General features: G+C 43.5%; 17 protein-coding genes. 7 read left to right on the top strand and 10 right to left on the bottom strand.

All coding sequences use genetic code 11. From position 1 onward, the window contains the following. Positions 1-53: 53 nt before the first annotated feature. From ACVW0P_RS01475 to ACVW0P_RS01455, 5 genes are all read right to left on the bottom strand, one after another. Complete coding sequence (locus tag ACVW0P_RS01475; RefSeq protein ID WP_457130503.1) at positions 54-1250, bottom strand: hypothetical protein; 1197 nt, start codon at positions 1248-1250, stop codon at positions 54-56. A 10-nt stretch (positions 1251-1260) separates the two neighbouring features. Continuing rightward, a complete protein-coding gene (locus ACVW0P_RS01470; RefSeq protein WP_457130502.1) occupies positions 1261-2094 on the bottom strand; it encodes a type 1 glutamine amidotransferase in 834 nt (277 codons plus the stop codon). Between the two features lie 122 nt (positions 2095-2216). Continuing rightward, complete coding sequence (locus ACVW0P_RS01465) at positions 2217-3314, bottom strand: carboxylate-amine ligase (protein ID WP_354427998.1); 1098 nt, start codon at positions 3312-3314, stop codon at positions 2217-2219. A 154-nt stretch (positions 3315-3468) separates the two neighbouring features. Continuing rightward, a complete protein-coding gene (locus ACVW0P_RS01460) occupies positions 3469-4542 on the bottom strand; it encodes an ATP-grasp domain-containing protein (RefSeq protein ID WP_457130501.1) in 1074 nt (357 codons plus the stop codon). Between the two features lie 95 nt (positions 4543-4637). Continuing rightward, a complete protein-coding gene (locus ACVW0P_RS01455) occupies positions 4638-5345 on the bottom strand; it encodes an alpha/beta fold hydrolase (RefSeq protein WP_457130500.1) in 708 nt (235 codons plus the stop codon). Between the two features lie 229 nt (positions 5346-5574). Here ACVW0P_RS01455 and ACVW0P_RS01450 point away from each other — a divergent pair, with 229 nt between their 5' ends. From ACVW0P_RS01450 to ACVW0P_RS01420, 7 genes are all read left to right on the top strand, one after another. Next, on the top strand, positions 5575-6387 hold the full coding sequence (locus tag ACVW0P_RS01450) for an alpha/beta hydrolase (RefSeq protein ID WP_457130499.1): 813 nt from the start codon (positions 5575-5577) through the stop codon (positions 6385-6387). 213 nt (positions 6388-6600) lie between these two features. Continuing rightward, entirely contained in the window at positions 6601-8412 is a 1812-nt protein-coding gene (typA, locus tag ACVW0P_RS01445; RefSeq protein WP_457130498.1) for a translational GTPase TypA, read from the top strand. Positions 8413-8506: 94 nt separating this feature from the next. Further along, the gene (locus ACVW0P_RS01440) at positions 8507-9823 is read left to right on the top strand and encodes a flippase (protein WP_457130497.1); all 1317 of its coding nucleotides are present in this window, start codon (positions 8507-8509) and stop codon (positions 9821-9823) included. Continuing rightward, positions 9820-10473 carry an FkbM family methyltransferase gene (locus ACVW0P_RS01435; protein ID WP_457130496.1) on the top strand — a complete coding sequence of 218 codons (654 nt, stop codon included), beginning with the start codon at positions 9820-9822 and terminating at the stop codon, positions 10471-10473. Before ACVW0P_RS01440 ends, ACVW0P_RS01435 begins: the two co-directional genes overlap by 4 nt. 4 nt (positions 10474-10477) lie before the next feature. Then, the gene (locus ACVW0P_RS01430) at positions 10478-11248 is read left to right on the top strand and encodes a class I SAM-dependent methyltransferase (protein ID WP_457130495.1); all 771 of its coding nucleotides are present in this window, start codon (positions 10478-10480) and stop codon (positions 11246-11248) included. A gap of 48 nt (positions 11249-11296) precedes the next feature. Next, on the top strand, positions 11297-12214 hold the full coding sequence (locus ACVW0P_RS01425; protein ID WP_457130494.1) for a glycosyltransferase: 918 nt from the start codon (positions 11297-11299) through the stop codon (positions 12212-12214). 246 nt (positions 12215-12460) lie between these two features. After that, on the top strand, positions 12461-12703 hold the full coding sequence (locus tag ACVW0P_RS01420; protein WP_354428015.1) for a hypothetical protein: 243 nt from the start codon (positions 12461-12463) through the stop codon (positions 12701-12703). A 200-nt stretch (positions 12704-12903) separates the two neighbouring features. Here the strand turns inward: ACVW0P_RS01420 and ACVW0P_RS01415 are convergent, their stop codons facing one another. Genes ACVW0P_RS01415 through ACVW0P_RS01395 form a run of 5 tightly spaced genes read right to left on the bottom strand, consistent with a single transcriptional unit; the run spans position 12904 to position 16196 of the window. Next, entirely contained in the window at positions 12904-13911 is a 1008-nt protein-coding gene (locus ACVW0P_RS01415; protein ID WP_457130493.1) for a hypothetical protein, read from the bottom strand. A 54-nt stretch (positions 13912-13965) separates the two neighbouring features. Further along, the gene (locus ACVW0P_RS01410) at positions 13966-14901 is read right to left on the bottom strand and encodes a hypothetical protein (RefSeq protein ID WP_457130492.1); all 936 of its coding nucleotides are present in this window, start codon (positions 14899-14901) and stop codon (positions 13966-13968) included. Between the two features lie 29 nt (positions 14902-14930). Beyond that, a complete protein-coding gene (gene recO, locus ACVW0P_RS01405) occupies positions 14931-15656 on the bottom strand; it encodes a DNA repair protein RecO (RefSeq protein WP_457130491.1) in 726 nt (241 codons plus the stop codon). Then, positions 15646-16011: a diacylglycerol kinase family protein gene (locus tag ACVW0P_RS01400; RefSeq protein WP_457130490.1), complete on the bottom strand. Its 366-nt coding sequence runs from the start codon at positions 16009-16011 to the stop codon at positions 15646-15648. The genes recO and ACVW0P_RS01400 overlap by 11 nt, the downstream gene beginning before the upstream one ends. After that, complete coding sequence (locus ACVW0P_RS01395; RefSeq protein ID WP_457130489.1) at positions 16011-16196, bottom strand: hypothetical protein; 186 nt, start codon at positions 16194-16196, stop codon at positions 16011-16013. Before ACVW0P_RS01395 ends, ACVW0P_RS01400 begins: the two co-directional genes overlap by 1 nt. Between the last annotated feature and the right edge of the window lie 74 nt (positions 16197-16270).

Genomic DNA, 16270 nt, shown 5'->3' with positions numbered 1-16270 from the left:
CGCAAAATTAATACTTTATTTATATACGTACAGACTGCAAAAATAGTATAAGTTTATTTGTGCATAAAAGCCACAGTACCGCCCACCCAGTCAAAATCTTTATTGTACCTAACGCCTATCATTTTACCGCGGCTAAGCCTTGCCAGGTTTACAGCAAGGGTAGGTTTGGCATCGCCATCGGGCCATAGGTACAACAGGCGGATCTCTATTTTAACCCCGCCATCCGGCGATTGCAGTACGGGCTCGTAAGTTACTTTCTCCTGCAGGATCCAGTTCTCGGGGTCTTTGATCTTTTTAATGTCGCCATCCATGATATCAATGATGACGCCCTGCCCGGCAAAGCTAAATAATGGCTTAAGCACGTAGTTCTGCAGGTCTTCGGGAATTTGCTTTACCTCGTGCAAAAACTGTGTTTTGGGAATGTAGTCGCCTTCCAGGAAAGGCATGGTAAATTTGCTGATGCGGTAAAACCAGTTGGGATGTGCTATCCATTCCACATCTAATGGCTTGCGAATGTCAACCACTTTGTTAAACATCTCCGGGTCGCTTTCTATCTCGTCAAATATCAAACGGTTATAGATCCTGCGGATGCGTTTCTTTTCGCCTGATGCCTGTTTGTAAAAAAGCCGGTCGCCTTCCTGTATCAAGTCGGCAAGGGAAACTACGGGTGTGCCAATGTAGCCTTCGGTGATGTAAAAATCTACCGCCGTTTTTTGGTTTGGGGCATCTACATCCATGATCACTACCTCATCCGGCTCGTAAGGGCCTATGATGGTTTTCTTAAACAGATCCAGGTAACCGCTTTTGCTTAGACCGTTAAAAAATATGGTTTGGTTACCGGGTATGTTAAACGCGTGCCTGTAATTTTCTGCCAAATGCACCTGAAAACCGTAAAGCGACGGGAAGCCCTGCATCTCTATCAGCTTGGGTACAATGTTGCCCGCTTCATCCTTACAAACACCAAAGTCTAAAGCGATAAAATGGGAGTGGTCGTTCTCGTTTGCTACACGCCATTTATCAGGAATGGCACGTTCACTTTGTTCCTTAAAATCGGGGTTTAAAATGGTGGCCACTATTTCCTCACCAGCTTGTAACAGCTTATTCCTAAAATCGTCCGTTAAAAATACCGGCGTTTCTGCAATGCGAAACTCTATCGGTTTTTTTAGGCCCGCGTTAAGGTCCACCAAAAAATCAGCATACTTTTCTTCTGTGAAGTTTTGGTTGAATATTTCTCTGGCTGATGGGTTCATGGGTTAAGTTTTAGTACGATAACGCCTTCAAGATCGCCTCATCCAAAAAGTTGGGGATAATGGTATTTTGGGTATGCACTATTTTGTCCGGATCTTCCAGCCGTTCAAGCATCTCTTTATATTTGGCTTCGCCGTGCTCATTTATCACATCCTCTTTCTTATCATCGCGCAACAGCATGGTTTTTATGCCCGATGCATCCGCCTCGGGATGAAACTGCGTGGCGAAAAAGTACTCGTTAAAACGGATAGCCATAATGGCACGCGGAAGGTCAACATACGGGCGCTCTTTTTCCATCGCTAGTATCTCCATGCCTAACTCTTTAAAGCGGACCAGATCGGGGTTGGTTACCTGCCAGCTGCGCGAATCTACAGTGTAGAACGGTTCTGCCAAGCCATCAAAAACCGACTCATGGCGGCCCGCTTCGGTTAAATGCACCGGCAAGATCCCGAACGATGGCGACCGCCGAAGCGTGATATCGCCCAGGCCATATTTGCGGCACATTAGCTGGAACGAATGGCATACAAAAAATACATGCTTTTTTTGAGTGCCTTCCTGTTTGTTATGGGCTTCCAGTTTGTTTATCAGGCGAAAATACTTTTTTTCCCACTCGGTACCCTCACTCTCCAGCGGACTGCCCGGCCCGCCGCTTGAAATGTACAGGTCGAAACTTGTATCGGGTACCTGGCCTTTTAGGCGTACATCAAAGGTTTGGTGACTTAATTCGAGGCCGTGTTTAGCCTTATAGCGGTCCAGTATATCCCGGAAACCCCGCATCCCTTCGTTAGCCACGCCTTCGTAAAGGTCTAATATGGCTACTCTCACTTCCGGTTTATCTGTGTTCATTAAGCCCCCTCTAATCCGATAGCTATCGGATCTCCCCCGATAGGGGAGACTGTACTTTTTATTTTGTTGTTAAAACTATTTTAATTAAGCCCTCTCCTTCGGGGAGGGTTTGGTTGGGGCTACTATATTCCCTTTAAAGTTTGCGATGTAATGTAATCCACCACATCTACAAAGTTATTATTTTGGTTGTAAATAGCCAGTTGCCTATCAGCGCCGGTACCATTCTCCAATATTTTGTGTACATATTGCAGGTCGTCGCGGCAGCCAAGGTCATCAACCACGTCGTCAATAAAGTCTAAGAGCTCCAGTATCAGCGCGCGGGTATTTACTTCAAGCTCCTTACCAAAATCAATCATTTTACCATCAATACCATAACGGGCAGCACGCCATTTGTTCTCGTTGATCAGCGCACGGTTATAAGTAATAAACTTCATGTTGCTTAGGCGCAATTTATAAAGCTTGGCGCAAATACATTGGAACAGTGCCACAAAGGTCATGGTCTCGTCTATCAGCATTGGGCAATCGCACACTCGGAACTCGATAGTTTCGAAGAAGGGGTGCACCCTAAGATCCCACCAGATCTTTTTGGCGTTATCTATACAATTTGTTTTCACCAACAGCCTGATATACCTGTCGTAATCTTCAATACTATCGAAGTAATCGGGGATGCCCGTCCTCGGGAATTTATCAAATACCTTAGTACGGAATGATTTGTAACCGGTATTCCTTCCCTCCCAAAAAGGAGAATTGGTTGATAATGCGTAAACGTGTGGCAAAAAGTAGCGGGCCTGGTTAGCAATATGGATAGCCATATCGCGCGATTGGATACCCACGTGCACATGTAAGCCAAAGATCAGATTGGAGCGTGCGGCTTCCTGCAATTCGTCCACTATCTCAAAATACCTGGGGTGGTCGGTTATCAGCTGGTGTTGCCAATGCGAGAACGGGTGCGTGCCGGCAGCGCCAATGCGCAGACCGATATCGCCGGCCAATTGGGCTACAGTTGTGCGCAGCTTGCCCACTTCTTTACGTGCTTCTTCTGTATTGCGGCAAATGTGGGTGCCCACCTCCACAACTGCCTGGTGCATTTCGGCCTTTACCTGGTCCTCGTGAATCTTTTGCGCGCTGTCAACAATTTTTTGATCGTGCGATTGCAGTTCCCTGGTTACGGGGTCAATCACCATAAATTCTTCTTCAACACCTAAGGTGAACTTATTCATAACTGGTTAGGGGTTATTGGTCTGTAATAAAATAAATGTCATTTCGAACGAGATACGAGGAGAAATCTTCTACATCATCAAAGCGGCCTTGCAAGTTCGTTATATCGCTTGTAGAAGATTTCTCACTATCGTTCGAAATGACAATTAGGTAATCTTATTTCTTAGCCACCTTCTTCGGGGCAGCTGCTTTCTTTTTTGGTTTTTCTTCTTCTGTTATAGCGTGGTCAACGTTGCCGGCACTAACATCAGCTTTAGCTGTTTTTGCTGATGCTACCAATGGTTTACCGTTGACGCCCGTGCGTACATATTCGCCCCAGGTTAAGTTGTCCTTATCATCTTTTTGTGCCTTGGCGCGTTCTATGGCATAGCTTGCGGCAGTTTCTACTACCCACTCAAAGTTGTCCTGGCCAACGCTTGTTACTTCGGCATCCGGGGCGGGGTTACAAAAATCTATGGCATAAGGGATGCCATCGCGCACCGCAAACTCTACGGTGTTAAAATCGTAACCCAGGTATTGGTTTAGCTGCAATACATATTTGGTGATGGTATCCAGCATTTTTTTAGATGCAGGGGCTTTGCCATGCTCGTAACGCAAATGGTGCGGGTTGCGTGGCTCGTACTGCATAATGCGCACGTGTTTGCCGCCAATACAATAACAACGGAAGTAATCGTCAAAAATGATCTCTTCCTGCAACAGCATTACCAGCTGCCTGGTTTCGGCGAATTTTTCCCAAAGATCGTCCTTATCGCTTATTTTGTAAACATCGCGCCAGCCGCCACCGTCAAACGGTTTCATATATGCCGGGAAACCAACGTAATCAAATATAGCATCCCAATCCAGCGGGAACGCCAGGTTACGGAACGAACGGTCGGTTGTGCTTGCCGGGTGGTCTTTTGATGGCAGCAATGCAGTTTTTGGTACAGGTATGCCAAGCTTTACGGCTAATGCGTTGTTAAAGAACTTTTCATCAGCGCTCCACCAAAAAGGGTTATTGATAACCGCAGTGCCGGTAATAGCCGCGTTTTTTAGCGATGCCCGGTAAAACGGTACATCCTGAGAAATGCGATCTACTATGACCGAGTAGCCCAGTGGTTCGCCCTGCATCATTTTATCAATGCGTACAAATTCGGCAGATATGTTTTTTTCAGCCTTCTCGTTTATTTTGTCAACAAATGCCTGCGGGAATGAATTTTCCTGCCCGAATAAGATGCCTATTTTCTTTTTCATGGTAATATGTTTAGTATGCAGTTGGCGGTTTGCAGCCGTACCGCGTTTTACTTTTTATGTGGTTAGTTTTTTGTCTTGACTCTTAATTCTTGCCTCTATTTAATCGTGCTCAAATAATGCGGGAACATCTCCTTCCATATCGGCCAGTCGTGATTGGCAAACGGGCGGATATCCAGCCAGTTGTTTATACCCTTTTGATCCAGAATGCCTGCCATACGGAAGTTGTAATCCTTGCACATATCATGTTCTGATGTGCCGAGGATGATATTCATATTCCACAGGTCGGGCTTGTTGCTGCCGGGCAAAAAATCAACCGGGTTGTTATAAAATATATCGTCGTTATAAAAGCCGTCGGTAAACATTTTAATGTCGAAGGCGCCGCCCATGGTAAACAGGTGTGCCACCATTTCGGGGTGTTTAAACGCGAAGTTTGCCGCGTGGTAACCGCCAAAGCTGCAACCGGCCACCGCCACTTTGCCAACGCCGGTTTCGTGCATGGCCCAGGGGGCAAGCTCATCTACCAGCATTTTATCATACCACGCGTGGTTGCGGGCACGGTCGGCAGGGTGGATGCCTTTATCATACCAGCTTAGGGCATCAATAGTGTCCGGGCAATAGATCTTCACCAGGCCTTCATCCACAAACCATTTAACGCTTTCTATCAAACCAAAATCTTTATTTTGATGATAACGGCCTTGGGTAGTGGGGAAAAGTATCACCGGGAAGCCCCTGTCGCCAAAAACCAACATTTCGAGGTCCATGTTTAAGTTTGGGGAGTGCCAGCGGTGATGTTGTTCAGTCAAAATGTTGTGTTTAAGATGGTAAGATAGCAGGATTGTGTGTAAATGTCAACATCGTGCCAAATAATTATGTTTTCGATAATTTTTAAAACTATAAAGGTATTTTTGTCCCCTTAATTATTTTGATAACAATGCCTTACTTCGCCTGCTTTAAAAGAAAGAGCTTTGGAAAGTGTCTTAAAGTCCTCTACTTTGAAGAGAATTTAGGTGAGGCCAAATTATTTTTACCCCTATGTACTACAGTACAGATTTTGAAATGAAAATAGCAGAACAGGAACTTACCATACCCTCAACAATACTTGAACGCGACGTTACCTGCACCCTGCTGATGCCCGAAGATGGCGGCGTAGCCGAACCCCTTAATTTACTTTTACTGAACGACGGACAGGAACTCGAAAACCTAAAAATGGTTGACACCCTGGAGAACCTATACGAACGCAACTGCATAAAACCGCTGCTTACCGTAGCTATCCACGCCGGCGAGGAACGTATACAGGAATATGGCATTGCCGGCATGCCTGACTTTAAAAAGCGCGGCGCCAGCGCTAACCTTTATACGCAGTTTATTACCGAAGAACTTTTACCATATATCCACGAGCATACCGGGATAGATGATTTTGAGACCACCGCTTTCGCGGGATTTTCGCTTGGCGGGTTAACCGCTATGGATGTTGCGTGGAACAACCCCGCGTTGTTTGATAAGGTTGGTGCCTTTTCGGCCTCGTTTTGGTGGAGAAGCAAAGACCTGAGCAAAGGCTACACCAACGAGGACCGCATTATGCACAGCATGCTAAGAAGCAGCACCGGCAAACCCGACCTTAAATTTTGGCTGCAAACCGGCACAAAAGATGAAACCGCCGACCGTAACAAGAACGGCATCATAGATTCTATTGACGACACCATAGACATTATAAAAGAACTACTTGCTAAAGGCTATCAGCGCCCCGCCGATATCCAATACCTGGAAGTTTTAGGCGGCACCCACGACCCCGAAACCTGGGGAAAAGCCATGCCTAAGTTTTTACAATGGGCGTTTGGGAAGTAAGGGGGAAACAAGGCGCAAAGTATGTGTCTATAAGTTTGCATATATTGTAGAGACGCGAACTTCGCGTTTCCGATAAAAAGGTGACACTGAATTTTCGTAACCTTCCCATTACCTAACAATTAAGTAATAATCAGTTAATTGTAAAAAGCCGCCTGCCCTTTCAAATACCATTTGTAAAGCGTATCTTTGCGCCAAATTTAGAGGCCGCATTTTATGCAAAAAATAAGAAATATCGCGATTATCGCACACGTTGACCACGGTAAAACCACATTGGTTGACAAAATTTTACACAGTTGCGCCATCTTCCGTGATGGGCAGGAAACTGGTGAATTAATACTTGATAACAATGACCTGGAGCGTGAACGTGGTATTACCATCGTATCAAAAAACGTTTCGGTAATGTATAAAGATGTTAAGATCAACATCATTGATACCCCCGGTCACGCCGATTTTGGTGGTGAGGTAGAGCGTGTATTGAAAATGGCTGATGGCGTTCTTTTACTTTGTGACGCGTTTGAAGGTGCTATGCCTCAAACCCGCTTTGTAACCCAAAAGGCTTTAGCATTAGGCTTAAAACCAATTGTGGTTGTAAACAAGGTAGATAAAGAGAACTGTCGCCCCGAAGAAGTTTACGAGCAAATTTTTGAATTGTTCTTCAACCTTGAAGCTACCGAAGATCAACTGGATTTCCCTGTTATCTATGGGTCGTCTAAACAAGGTTGGATGAGCACAGATTGGAAACAACCTACCGAAGATATTTTCCCATTGATGGATGCTATTTTGGCAAACATCCCGCCGGCACCTATTAATGAAGGCACATTGCAAATGCAGATCACCTCGTTAGATTATTCATCTTTCGTAGGCCGTATCGCGGTAGGCCGTGTTGCCCGTGGTGTTATTAAAGAAAACATGCCGGTATCATTGGTAAAACGCGATGGTACTATCCAAAAATCACGTATAAAAGAACTTTATACTTTTGAAGGTTTGGGTAAAGTGCGCGCTACTGAAGTTAGCGCAGGCGATATTTGTGCTGTAGTTGGTATCGAAGGTTTTGACATTGGCGATACCATTGCCGATTTTGACAAACCGGAGCAACTGGCAGTTATTAAAATTGACGAGCCTACCATGAACATGTTGTTCACCATCAACACTTCACCATTTTTTGGTAAAGAGGGTAAATTTGTAACATCGCGCCACTTACGTGACCGTTTGTACAAAGAGATGGAGAAAAACCTGGCGTTGAAGGTTGTTGAGACCGAATCACCGGATTCATACTTGGTGTATGGCCGTGGTATCCTCCACTTATCCGTATTGATCGAGACCATGCGCCGCGAAGGTTACGAGTTACAGGTAGGCCAGCCACAGGTTATCGTTAAAGAAATTGACGGTGTTAAATGTGAGCCGGTGGAAACATTAATAGTTGATGTACCGGGTGATGTTGCAGGTAAAGTAATTGAGTTGGTAACACAACGCAAAGGCGACCTGTTGGTAATGGAGCCTAAAGGCGACTTACAACACTTAGAGTTTGATATTCCTGCACGTGGTATCATCGGTTTACGTAACAACGTATTAACTGCAACAGGTGGCGAGGCTATTATGGCCCACCGCTTTAAAGCATATGAGCCCTGGAAAGGCCAGATCCCTGGTCGTTTAAATGGTGTATTGGTATCTATGGATACCGGTAAAACTACTGCCTTTGCTATTGATAAACTGCAGGATCGTGGTCGTTTCCACATCGATCCGGGAGTTGATGTTTACGAAGGACAGGTTTTAGGCGAGCACATCCGCGATAACGACTTGGTTATTAACTTAACCAAAGGTAAGCAGTTAACCAACATGCGTGCATCCGGTAGTGATACCAACGTGCGTATTGCACCTGCCATTAAATTCTCGTTAGAGGAATCTATGGAGTACATCCAGGCCGACGAATACATTGAGGTAACCCCGCAAAGCATCCGTTTACGCAAGATCTACCTTAACGAGAACGAACGTAGAATTAACGCTAAAAAATTCCAGAGCCAGTAATTGGTTTAGGCGATTCAAGAACAAAGAATCAAGATACAACACAAAGGGCTTTCCTAACGGAGAGCCCTTTGCTTTTTATATATTTGTGCAAATTATGCGCATACCTACTATCCCCGGTTTTGATAAGGAAGCTTTAGATAAGTATTTTAAAAATACCGGGATGGCGCTTGTTGGCAAAATAGGCAGCCTGTTCATTAAAATGCTGGTGAGTATTGCCGTTGCCCGATACTTGAGCAAGGCCAACCTGGGTATCATAACAGGGGGCATCACTTACATCTACCTTTTCTCGGCATTAGCCACCTTGGGCCTCGATCAGTTTATTGTTAAAGAGCTACACCAGTTCCCACAAAATCGCGACCGTATTTTAGGTACTTCTTTTTGGATGAAGCTTTTTGCAGGTATGGGTTGCATCCCGCTGATATGGCTGGCTTACCAGGTTTATCCTGCACACGGTACGCCATATACTTATGTACTCATCTTCTCCATAATAGGCATCGTACAGGCTTTTAACGTTATCGATTCATATTTCCAGTCGGAGGTGAAATCGAAATACATCATGCAGGTGCAAATTACCGGCACGCTGCTATCTGCTGCCATAAAACTGGTATTAATTTATCTTGAAATGCCGCTGATAGCGTTTGTGTATGCTTACGCATTGGATTTTTTGCTGTTAGCTGCGGGATATTTTATTACCTATAACCGCAAGGGCCGCAACATATTTAACTGGGCTTATAACAGCGAGCTTGCCAGGAAACTGCTGCATTACTCCTGGCCGCTTATTATCTCGGGCGTAATGGTGTCCCTATATATGAAGATAGACCAGCTGATGGTACAGAATATATCGGGTGTAAAAGAGGCAGGAGCGTATGCAACCGTAGCCACCCTAAGCGAAGCTTGGAATTTCATACCAACCGTTATCATCACCACGCTTTTCCCGGCTATATTAAATGCAAAGCGGGACGACATCAACAGATACAAGAAACGGATCCAAAACCTGTACGATCTGATGATCTATCTCAGCCTGCCTGCCGCTGTTATTATCACCTTTACATCTCATTTAATATATAAGGTTTACACACCCGAATATGCCTATGCCGCGCCGGTATTATCGGTGCATATCTGGTCGGGCGTGTTTGTGTTTTTAGGTGCGGCCAACAGCCAGTATTTAATAGCAGAGGGGTACGTAAAGCTTACTTTTTGGCGCACAGGTTTTGGGGCGATAGTAAATATTGTGCTTAACCTTGTCCTTATCCCTAAAATGGGGATGATGGGTGCAGCCGTAGCCACGCTGATAGCTTATGCAAGTTCGGCGTTTTTTGTGCTGTTAATTCCAAAAGTTAGCCACCAGGGAGTGATGATGTTAAAATCATTATTCTTAATTTCACTTTTTCAAAAAATCATAAAGCGTTGAGCACATTTTCGTCACTAATAAAAGTATTAACTAACCCGTCGCATTTGCGTGCGCTGCTATCTTTCGATAAAAAAGGTTACCTGGATGATATAGGCTGGTTCAAAGCATTCGACACCCGTTCGCCGGTAGATCAGGATGGTAACCCCATACCATGGGTAACTTATTCGTTTATCGATTTTATAAAAACAAGGCTTACCAAACAGCATACGGTATTTGAATTTGGATCAGGCAACTCCACTTACTTTTATGCAAAATATGCAGGTAAAGTAGTATCGGTAGAACATGATAAAGAATGGTTTGATAAAATAGAAAAATCGGCCGCTAAACCTGGTAATTCTGAGCTGATATTTTGTGAATTGGTACGCGATGGCGATTACTGCCGAATGCCTGTTAAGCTCAACCAAAAATTTGATATAATTATAGTTGATGGCCGCGACCGCGTTAACTGCTGCAAGCAAGCTGTCGAGGCTTTAAGCCCAAACGGCGTTGTCGTATTGGACGATTCGGAACGTGGCGTTTATAACGAAGGTGTTGATTTTCTGATAGGCAAAGGCTTTAAGCATTTGCTGCTAAGCGGGATCTCGCCGGGTCTTTTCTATCGTAAATCAACCTCGATATTTTACAAGGCCGATAACTGCCTGGATATTTAAAACTATGGCAAAAGATATTATAAGCGACAACGTAAAAACCGCGTACGACGAGTTTTACAAAGCCCATGACGAGGCCTGGCGAATGCTTGGTGCCAAGTATAAAGCCTATCATATTATTGATGTTTGTAAAGGGCTGTCGTTTAAAAAAGTGCTGGAAGTTGGCGCGGGCGATGGTAGCATATTAAAAAAGTTATCCGGCTATAATTTCGCGCCTGAGTACCACGCCGTAGAGATCTCTGATAGCGGGGTACAACATATCAAAGCACGTAATATAAAGGACCTGGTATCCGTACAGGAATTTGACGGTTACAAGCTGCCGTTTGAGGATGATAGCTTCGACCTGATCATCCTGTCTCATGTGTTAGAGCATGTGGAGCACGAGCGCCTTCTGCTGCGCGAAATTAAGCGCGTGAGCAAGCATTTTGTGATAGAAGTGCCTATTGATTATAAAGCAAATGTAGATAAGCGTATAAAGCATTTCCTGGCGTATGGGCATATTAATATATACACGCCAACCTCACTAAGGTACCTGTTGCAGACTGAAGGCTTCGAGGTGCGGAAAGACCTTACCTCTATCATTGGCCCCGAGGTTACCCGTTTCAATACTTTTATCAATCAAAAAAAGCCGAAGAGTTTTATCAACAGGTTTAAAATACTTGCTCAATTCGCTGTGAAAAACACCCTTGTTGAATTGAGCGATAAATTAAGGGAACGTTTTGCAAATGCCTACACCGTATTGTGCACCAAAACGGATAAGCAAGCGGATATCTTCTAATTGTAAATAATCACCATCCCGATAGTTATCGGGACAATAAATCACTAATTGAATACTGCACCTATAGCGCTATTTGTTTACAACCGGCCCGATCATACGGGCCAAACGCTGAGCTATTTGCAGAAAAATTTCCTGGCTGCAGAGTCTGACCTGTTCATTTTCTCTGACGGGGCCAAAACTGATGCCGATAAGGCGGCGGTTGAAGAAGTAAGGCAAGTTGCGGCAGCGGCCAGCGGTTTTAGATCGGTACGGGTTGTAGCCCGCGAGCAAAACATGGGGCTCGCTAATTCTATTATCGCCGGGGTAACGCAGTTGGTAAACCAATATGGTAACGTAATTGTATTTGAGGACGATTTAATATCATCGCCCTACACACTTCAATATTTTAATGATGCCTTAGCCCGTTATGCCTATGAGGATAAGGTGATGCACATTAGTGCCTATATGTTCCCATTGGCGGATGTTGCTTTGCCAGAAACTTTCTTTTTTCGGGCCGCATTTAGCTGGGGATGGGCTACCTGGGCAAGTGCCTGGAAAAATTTTGAGCCCGATATTGATAAATTGATTGCCGCTTTTGATGATGAGAAGATAAACCAATTCTCGATAGAGGGCACCATGAATTTTTGGAAACAGATGCAGGCTTTTAAGGCCCGCAAAAATAATTCGTGGGCTATCCGCTGGTATGCTTCCGTTTTTCTGAATAACGGGGTTACGCTTAACCCAAGCCAATCGCTTATCCACAACATAGGGCATGACGGCACCGGCGTTCATTCAAATATCGAAAACATGTACGGTGTGCAGGTGGCAAAACAGCCTGTTAAATATTTTCCTGAAATATTACAGGAAAATAAAAATGCTTATGAAGCTATAAAATATTTCTTAAAAAATCGCAAAGGCACCCTTTTACAACGCGGTTTACGCTTCGCCAAGCAACTGTTGTTTAAAACAGCACCCCTTAAAAGGTAGTTTATTAACAATTTACCAAACTTTATTGCTGTTGTTGATAAAAAATATCATTTAAATATTGTCTACTTAGTATATAGATATTATATTTGGTCAATTATTATATATCCTACCCAACCAATTGTTCTTTATGATATAATGAGGTCAGTAAAAACACAAAAAGAGAGAGCCCAAAAAGTTTTCTCTTTTTTGTTTATGAAACATTGGTAAGCTCTTTGGTGTTATATCTAATATTAAAGGAACTAAACCATGATTGAAGAGAAAGACACTACCCCCGCAGATAAAGACGGCAAATACGAGTTTGATATCCATTACTCGGGCCGCGAAGTGCCTTGTCGCGTAGAAAAGGCTCAAAATAAGTTAACAGTACACATCGATGATAATATTGAGGCCGAACTTACAGTTCAGGAAGACGGCTGCCTGGTGCAAACCGGCGGTAATGACCTGGCCGATTCTGCCGTAGATTATATCAAGAAACGCATATTGGGCTAATCAGCCTTTAATAGGTTTCACAAAGGGCGCGGGGTGCAGCGATTAAATATCTGTTAATGTTGATATCGCTACATAAACTCAGTGCCCTTTGTGATTTTATTTCTTGTGCGCATTTTCAACTTGCCACGAATAAATATGCTTGTACTAACCAAATATTTACATTTTACTTTACAAGCTTTTTAAGGCAGACAATTGACCTTTTAGAACACTTCACGTATGAATTTTTCGGTATCATCAATACATAGCAAGATAGCTGTATGAAATTCATTGGCACCGTATAGTTTTTCAATTACTACAGGTTGCTTAAAAGTAATAAGGATATTACCGTTTTTAATAATCCCGCCTTTATAATGTTTAACTTCAGAATTGTAATCGTTTGTTATGCATTTTATTTCGCTGATGTTGGCCCTATCTACTATTGCCCGCCAGCGCATTCCGGTACGCAATACTATAATATCTTTATTTATTAATACTTTACGTTTTAACATCGCTGAAAGATCAGCCACGAACAATATAAGGCCATAGCAGCTTAAAACGGTTAAAATTATTGCTGCAGTATTGCTCCATTTCATCAGCAGTAAATGCGTTGCAGAAATTTCTATCAGCGCAGCAAATAACATAACGCACCAAATGGCAACGTATCCAAATTCTTTGTGAGTAGTAAAATAATGGGTGTCAGCGTTGATGTTTTTTTCTTTTTTTGTAACCAGTAAACCATATCGTAAAACGGCAAACTCTGCAGCAATTATTTTTACCCCGATAGATTGTCCCACGGTAATAGCCAACGCCGACCTTAGGTTAAATATAGGATCGGCAAATATGTTTCGCTCGGTTTTATAAGCTGCTCTTATTTGTCTTAGCTTGGTTACAGCATAAACGATAAATGCAAGTTCGACAATTGCGGTTAACTTGCGTATTTGTAAAATGTACTTGCGTTGTTGTTGAGGCAATATTAAAAAAGCAATGCTACAGCATATAGTTGAAACAAATAACATTTGCTTTACAGATACTTTTAAAGGCCGCACAATGATTAAATAATACAGTGCCGGCAAAGTAATAATACAATCTACCAACAGGCCATTAGCTACTCTGTTTTTTGAAGTAGGCGGTACAACGTGCAGAATAAAAGCCCCACCTGCAAATATTAAAAATGCTATTACGGCTATTGAATAAATATTTTTCTGCGGTTTACTAAGGGTTATTGTCATTGCTATAGTACTTATTGTTAGATAGGTTACCGGGTTATCTGTTACAAATAATTATTATTTTGCGGCCACAAAACCCCTAACTCTTACCGAAATAATACTGGCATGTTTCATCCCCAAAGTTTTGCCGGGTACGGTAGTAAGGAATAACTTCAGATAGGTATTCATAATAACGGTTGATATACGGATGAATGAGGCTTCGGCTACTTTATCGTCTAAAAAGCCACGTAAAGGTTTGTTATAGTGCCAGGCGCCGGCAGAATCTATGGTAGCCTCAAATGCATAGTCAAAATTCTGATAGGCCTTGTGGATGTCAATATTGTAAACGGGGTTCAGGTAATCATCGTCGGTACTATATTTATTGTCCAAAAGGCTTGGTGTTGCTTTCTCTTTCTCAACCGTTAGGTTTGGGTTTTTGCTGATGAGTTGTACCGGCTGGGATGCCGCGAATGCCTTTTTGATATCTGCATTTGCTTTGGCAACCAAACCACGTACATAAATGCTGTCCTGCTTGCCGGCGCGTTGCAAGGTAGCAAGATCGGTATGTAGTTTGTTCTTGATATAGTCTTCCGAATATAGCCTCATGGTGACCCGCGATTTATTCAGATTTATGGAGTCGCCCTGTGCCTCCAATAACTGGAACACCAGGCTATCTTTACTCAATACCTTCATCTTTAAAAAGGCATGAGCGATATTAAAAACCGAATCTGTACCCAAGGCCAGGGGGAAGTTAAAGAACTTACCTTTTACCGGGCTATACAACGCTGCCGAGTCGGCAGATGTAAAGCGAAGCTTCCAGTCAGGTGTTAGGTGGAAACCATACTCGTTGTAAGATAGGCCATTATTCTGCTTACGCGATACCTCTAAAAAGGTAATGCCTTCGATGCTTTTGAACGTTATTTTAGATTTCTCGGGCTTGCCCGGGCCGCAAGCCGCAAGCGCAATAGCTACGAAAAATGGAATTATTACTTTTAAGTTTAGCTGCTTATTCACGCGGTCAATTTAGTAAATATCTGTCAATATCACCCCAACACCTCTTCCAACACCTCGTGCGAGCGGATACTGCCGAAGCCCTCTATGTGCATGGCGTAATACTCCATTAATTTATTGATTAGGTAACGCCGTTCGTCGTTGCTTAGTTTTACTTCATCGATATTACCAAAATTGCTTTTTAGCAGGGTATATAAATTTTTGGTATGCGGCGGCGACAGGTAACTTACGCTGTCGGGTTTGTAATTGGTGAATACGCCATCTTTCATGTCAAAAAAATCGGCCTCGGCCAATAGCTTACCGTGGGGGTAAAAACCCAGGTAACGCGTTAGCTGCACCAAAAATAGCAGGTGGAAATTTGCCAGCCCGCGGGTTTTATGGTCCAGCAGTTCAATAGCATTAAATACAAAATCAAAGGTAGCCTCATCGGGCGTTTGCTGCTTTATGGCTTTATACAGCACCTCGTTCAGGAACATAACTATGCAGCTTTTGATCACATCGTACGAGATGGTTTGCAGGTTGGGCGAGTTCTTCAACTCGGCTATGCGCTGCACGTTGCCGTTGCTTTTGTGGTAAACTACCAGATCTAACAAATGCAGGGGCTGTAGCATGTTGCTGCTTATTTTGGCCTTGGGCTTTTTCGCCCCGTTTATGATGTAAGACTGCAAACCAAACTTCTCGGTAAAGATTTGCACTACTACGCTGCTTTCACTGTAGTCAGTGGTTTTAAACACAATGCCACGGGTTTTATGCAGCATGGAAAAGCAAAAATATTTTTGGTAAAAAAATGGTGGCGCCCGTCACTAAAGTAAATATCGCAACTATTAATACCGCTGCCGCGCTCACATCTTTAACATGCCCGGCCAGTTCGTTATATCCCGGCGATACCAGGTCTACAAGTGCTTCAATACCGGTATTGAAGAGTTCCATCATCAGCACCAGGGCAATACAAAGGGTTATCCAGTGCCATTCGCTCGCGCTGATGTTGAAATATAAACCCATCGCGATAGCAAGCAACGCGACAGAGGTTTGTATCCTGAAGTTTAGCTGTGTAGCAAAGGCATGCCTGATACCTTTAAGTGCAAAACCGACACTTAGGATAAATTTTTTCATTAGCGTTTTTTAAAGTTTTGGATCAACAACATAATGAAACTGATGCAGCCTGCAAGCGCGAAACCTGCCGAGCCGCCGTTCATAAAATCCTGAATTTTGCCGGGTGGCACAAAAAGCGCTGCGCATGCAAATAGTATTAGTGCAATTCCGAGCAATAAATACGTACGGGCAACCTGGTTTTTCATATTAAAGTATCAATATTGAGTAAGCCGTTAAGCTTAGTACAAATATATTTTATTTATGTTAGCAACGGTTTAAC

Source organism: Mucilaginibacter sp. UYNi724 (genome assembly GCF_054057495.1).
The sequence above is the reverse complement of the archived record's forward strand: the minus strand, read 5'-3'. Positions and strand labels throughout refer to the sequence as shown.